The 5,074-nt window shown below is 43.9% G+C and carries 5 protein-coding genes; 4 read left to right on the top strand and 1 reads right to left on the bottom strand.

The features are described 5' to 3' along the window. Positions 1–271: 271 nt before the first annotated feature. Positions 272–1,087: a biotin--[acetyl-CoA-carboxylase] ligase gene (locus tag OGM63_RS24565; protein WP_263748294.1), complete on the bottom strand. Its 816-nt coding sequence runs from the start codon at positions 1,085–1,087 to the stop codon at positions 272–274. A gap of 75 nt (positions 1,088–1,162) precedes the next feature. On the opposite strand from OGM63_RS24565, the gene pgeF reads away from it, so the two are divergent. From pgeF to OGM63_RS24545, 4 genes are all read left to right on the top strand, one after another. Continuing rightward, entirely contained in the window at positions 1,163–1,963 is an 801-nt protein-coding gene (gene pgeF, locus OGM63_RS24560) for a peptidoglycan editing factor PgeF (protein ID WP_263748293.1), read from the top strand. Positions 1,964–2,147: 184 nt separating this feature from the next. After that, positions 2,148–3,008 (top strand): Rpn family recombination-promoting nuclease/putative transposase, encoded by an 861-nt coding sequence (locus OGM63_RS24555; protein ID WP_263748292.1) that lies wholly within the window; start codon positions 2,148–2,150, stop codon positions 3,006–3,008. Positions 3,009–3,241: 233 nt separating this feature from the next. After that, entirely contained in the window at positions 3,242–3,937 is a 696-nt protein-coding gene (locus OGM63_RS24550; RefSeq protein ID WP_263748291.1) for a glutathione S-transferase family protein, read from the top strand. A gap of 279 nt (positions 3,938–4,216) precedes the next feature. After that, positions 4,217–5,074, top strand: an 858-nt coding sequence (locus OGM63_RS24545) for a peptidase U32 family protein (RefSeq protein ID WP_263748290.1), incomplete at its 3' end; no start/stop codon positions are given.

Raw genomic sequence — 5,074 nt, 5'->3', positions numbered from 1 at the left:
GTGGGATCGGAGATGTGTATAAGAGGCGGGAGCGGAGGAGCGGAGTGGGGAGTGGGGAGGGGCGGAGGAGCGGAGGAGCGGAGTGGGGAGTGGGGAGGGGCGGAGGAGCGGAGGAGCGGAGTGGGGAGTGGGGAGGAGCGGAGGAGCGGAGGAGCGGAGGAGCGGAGTGAGGAGTGAGGAGTTATGAATTGCTTTGTCACCTTGTCCCCTTGTCCCCTTGTCACCTTGTCCCCTTGTCCTCGTTGTCCCCCTTGTCCCCATTCCCCATTCCCTAATCCCTAGTCCCTAGTCCCTTGTAACCCAAACTGATTGTACCGGGTTGAAGACAAATTTCTGGTGTTATTACTGCTTTTGTATCATAAGTTTCCATCTTTATTCGTAATTCTCCTGTAGAAGTTACACCTACAACAGTACCCGAATGATTTTTGATGTCTACTTTATCGCCCATATTCGTAAGCAAATTTAGATAATCTGACAATAGTATATTTACTCCTTTTTCACAAAGGCACTCAACACCAAATTCTATACCTTGCAAAACCTCCAAAGCTAGCATTTCCAGAGAATCAATTGCATTTTTTCGCTCTTTCCCTTGCCAGAATTTCAGATTGATTCCGGTTTCTGGTACAGAGTTTGACCAGTTAATCCCTACACCAACCACTGCTTGTGTAATTTTTCCTTTGTGTACTTTGGTTTCAGTCAAAATGCCGCCTAGTTTACGGCTACTTAATACTAAATCATTCGGCCATTTTATTCCGACATTCACGCCACATTTTTGCAATTGTTTTGCAATTCCCCAACAAAGTGCCAATGTTAATTGGTAGCTGTTGCTTGCCTCTAGTTGCGGGTCTATAGCGACTGAAAGATACAATCCCCCATCAGGAGAACTCCATTGACGCCCCCATTGTCCGCGTCCTGCTGTTTGAGAAGTCGCAATTACTACGCATCCAGGAATTGCACCTTGTTCTAGCAAGTCCCACGCAGTAAGGTTAGTAGAGGCTACAGTATCAAAAACATGTAGAGACAATGGTAAATATTTATGCTCGCGCCTTCTCAGGGCGATTTCTAACTGTTGCCGATCAAATTCCACAGATTTACCCAAATCCCGTTGTACAAGTTAACATTAATTGGCTGAAGTTGATTTTCTGTTTAGGTTTGGTGTAAGATGCACACTTGGCACTGGCGAACTTGGGAAGAACTTCCCTACTTGACTTGCAGTCTATTAGAAGGTTTCCCTCACGGTTTTTTCACTTCTCAGTTTTGGTCACGTTCTCCGCAAGAGTTGACTAAGGTCTTGCAACCAGAAGCATCTAATTCTTATCGCTTAAAACAGATTCATGGCAACATTGTCCTCACACCGCAGGAAATTACCAGCAAGTTAAGTGCGGGTGGGGATGATGTTGAAGGAGAAGGTGATTCTGCCCTGGTATTGGGAGACGGTTTGATGAGCGAAGAACCTTTACAAGCGTTGTGGGTAGCTAGCGCTGATTGTACACCCGTGCTGATTGCCGATGAAAAGACTCTTCAAGTGGCAGCACTACATGCAGGTTGGCGGGGTACGGCATCTAAGATTGTACCCCAAGCGATCGCCCGATTGATTGCCCAAGGCAGCAAAATCGAAAATTTGCGAATTGCCCTCGGACCTGCGATCGCTGGCGAAGTTTACCAAGTTTCACAACAGGTAGCAGCAGAAATAGGCGCAACCATTATACCACATAATGATGAAAAAACTATTATTGATGCCATGTATCAGCTACCAAATTCACCTTTATTACCCGATCCAAATCCGGGAAGAGTGCGGTTAGATGTGCGACGGGTGAATGCTTTACAAATGGAAATGCTGGGAATTGCACCTGAACAAATAGCGATCGCTCCTTATTGTACCTTTCAAACCCCAGATTATTTCTTTTCTTACCGTCGCGAAAAGCAGAAAAAAGTCCAATGGTCAGGAATCGTCAGCATTTGAGAATTCGTAGTGAGCGCTTCAGCGCTCAAATCAAAGACTAAAATTCAGATAAAAATTCCCAAAAAAGCATAATCACAGAAAGCGATCGCTTATGTGATTTACAAGTCTACCTGCGAATTGCTCAAGTCTTGAGTTTTGCTATCTGACGATTAGCCATAGACAAAAAAATCAGTAAAATTCTTTCATGCGAAGAGACTCAATATTTTACAAACTGTTTCAACAATCCCCTAGTTTACTATTTCAATTATTGACAAATCCTCCAATAAATGCAGATAGTTATCGTTTTGATTCAGTCGCTGTCAAAGAACCGAAATTTGAAATCGATGGAGTATTTTTACCACCAGAAAACGAAAGTCCGGGTGTTGTGTATTTCTGCGAGGTGCAATTCCAAAAGGACGAAAGGCTGTATGAAAGGGTATTTGCAGAATCATCCTTATATTTCTACCGCAACCGTAACAGATTTAGCGATTGGCAAGCAGTGATAATTTACCCATCCCGCAGTATTGAACAAAGTGATATTCATCCTCACCGAACCCTACTCAACGGAAACCAAGTGCATCGAGTGTATTTGGATGAATTGGGAGATATTCGTCAATTACCTGTGTGGGTAGCGCTGATGGTGCTAACTACGATAGATGAAGGGCAAGCACCTTCTGAAGCAAGGTATTTATTAACAAGAACCCGTCAAGAAGTACCATCTCCATCAAGTATCGCCATAATTGAGTTAGTTACAACGATAATGGTGTACAAGTTTGAACAATTAAGCCGAACGGAGGTAGAACAAATGTTAGGAATTACACTCAAGGAAACACGAGTTTACAGGGAAATTAAGGAAGAAGGACGAGAAGAAGGACGAGAAGAAGGACGACAGGAAGAGGCAGCTAATCTTGTGATTCGATTGCTAACTAAGCGATTTGGAGTACTTCCCCAGGAAACGCGATCGCACATTTCCAGCTTACCTTTGCCTGTTCTCGAAGATTTGAGTGAGGCACTGTTAGATTTTACTAGTGTGGCTGATTTAGAGGCTTGGCTAGAAACGCGATGACCAAATAGCCCCAAACCAAACTCTAGGGTGTGTTTTCGCTCTTGCCGACACGTTGGAAGTCCGCTATACAAACGCTCGTCTGCGATGTTCTGCAGACTCAGAAAAGGGATAATATTGAAGGCGATCGCAGCTATTTAATTTTTGCAGGTATCATCATAACATTACGCCACTTTTAAGGGCTTCTGACGGATAAAACCCTAGATGTTAAGCTATGCGCTGTCAAAAAGGAAAATATGCCAATTAAACTTTACGATTTAGCTGGAGCAGAAGACGATTGTCGCTTTAGTCCTCCTTGTTGGCAAGTCAAGATGGCTTTAAAACACAAAGGAATTAATGCCGAAGAAATTCCTTGGCGGTTTACAGAGAAAGAAGCGATCGCTTTTTCTGGACAAGGATTGGTTCCTGTGTTGGTTGATGACGATAAAATTATAAATGATAGTTGGGAAATAGCTCGTTATTTGGAAACAACTTATGGCGATCGCCCAAGTTTATTTAATGGGAAGATTGGCGAATCGGGGGCTTTATTCATCAAGTTTTGGGTTGCACAAACTATTAATCTACTGATTTTTCGGATTATTCTGTCAGATTTGTTTGATAATTTACATGAAAAGGACAAAGCGTACTTTCGCAAAAGCCGGGAGAAACTTTTGGGAGTGACGCTAGAAGAATTTGCAACACCGAATGATGAAACAATTACTGCTTTGCAAACAGCGTTATCTCCTCTGAGGGAAGTTCTGGAACGTCAGCCTTATTTAGGTGGTGAGCAGCCCTATTTTGGTGACTATATTGTCTTTGGACAATTTCAATGGGCAAGAACAGTCAGTCCAATTCAGTTGCTTGCCAAAGACGATGCAATTTATAATTGGCGCGATCGCTTGCTGGATGCTTTCGATGGTTATGCTCGCAATGCATCTGGTTACGCAGTCTAAAAATTCAGTGGGAACGGGATTCACGACATCTAGAAACAACATTACGCTACTTTTAATGGCTTTTGGGGGAACGCGATTCTCACTACTGAGAGGCTACGAGCATTCATAAAATTTTGTAAATTTGGGTTTAGTCTGGGGTAGATATTGTCTGCCAATTGATTGAGCAAGATAGGCAATCGGTGTGGACAAACAAAGACTCATGCGATCGCCCCCTTTCCCCACACATTCCTTCCGCAACGATAAAATCACTAAGGAGTCACCTATTCTGCCTTAATACCGATGAAAGCCGAACTCACCCCAAGTACTCTTCAATGTCCTGAACTACTTGCACCCGCAGGTAATTGGGAATGCGCTAAAGCTGCTGTAGAAAACGGTGCAGATGCGATTTACTTCGGTTTGGAGCGGTTTAATGCCAGAATGCGGGCAGAAAACTTCACTGAGGCAGATTTGCCAGAATTAATGCAATTCCTGCACCGTCGGGGTGTGAAAGGCTATGTCACTCTCAATACGCTAATCTTTCCCCAGGAACTTCAAGAAGCACAGCAATATATCCGCTCGATTATTACAGCGGGGGTAGATGCAGTCATCGTTCAAGATGTCGGTATTTGTCGTTTAATTCGTCATCTTTCCCCAGATTTCCCCATCCATGCTTCAACTCAGATGACTATCACCAGTGCTGCTGGTGTGGAATTTGCAGAGTCATTAGGGTGTAATTTAGTTGTCCTCGCTCGTGAGTGTTCCCTGAAAGAAATCGACAAAATTCACAAGCATTCCTCGCTACCTTTAGAAGTCTTTGTTCACGGTGCTTTATGCGTCGCTTATTCAGGACAATGTTTGACAAGTGAAGCTTTAGGAGGACGTTCGGCTAATAGAGGTGAATGTGCCCAAGCTTGCCGAATGCCCTACGAGTTAATAGCAGATGGAGAAGTTGTAGATTTAGGCGATCGCAAATACTTACTCAGTCCTCAAGACTTGGCAGGGCTTGAGGTTCTGCCAGATTTACTGAAGTCAGGTGTGAGTTGTCTCAAAATTGAAGGACGTTTGAAAGCACCAGAGTATGTTGCTAATGTCACTCGTGTTTATCGGACTGCATTGGATCGGGTGATGAAGTTGGGAGACAGGGGGAGAGGGGGAGAG

This window comes from Plectonema radiosum NIES-515, assembly GCF_025753815.1.
Lineage (GTDB): Bacteria > Cyanobacteriota > Cyanobacteriia > Cyanobacteriales > Nostocaceae > Hassallia > Hassallia radiosum_A.
This window is presented reverse-complemented; position numbering and strand designations above follow the sequence as displayed.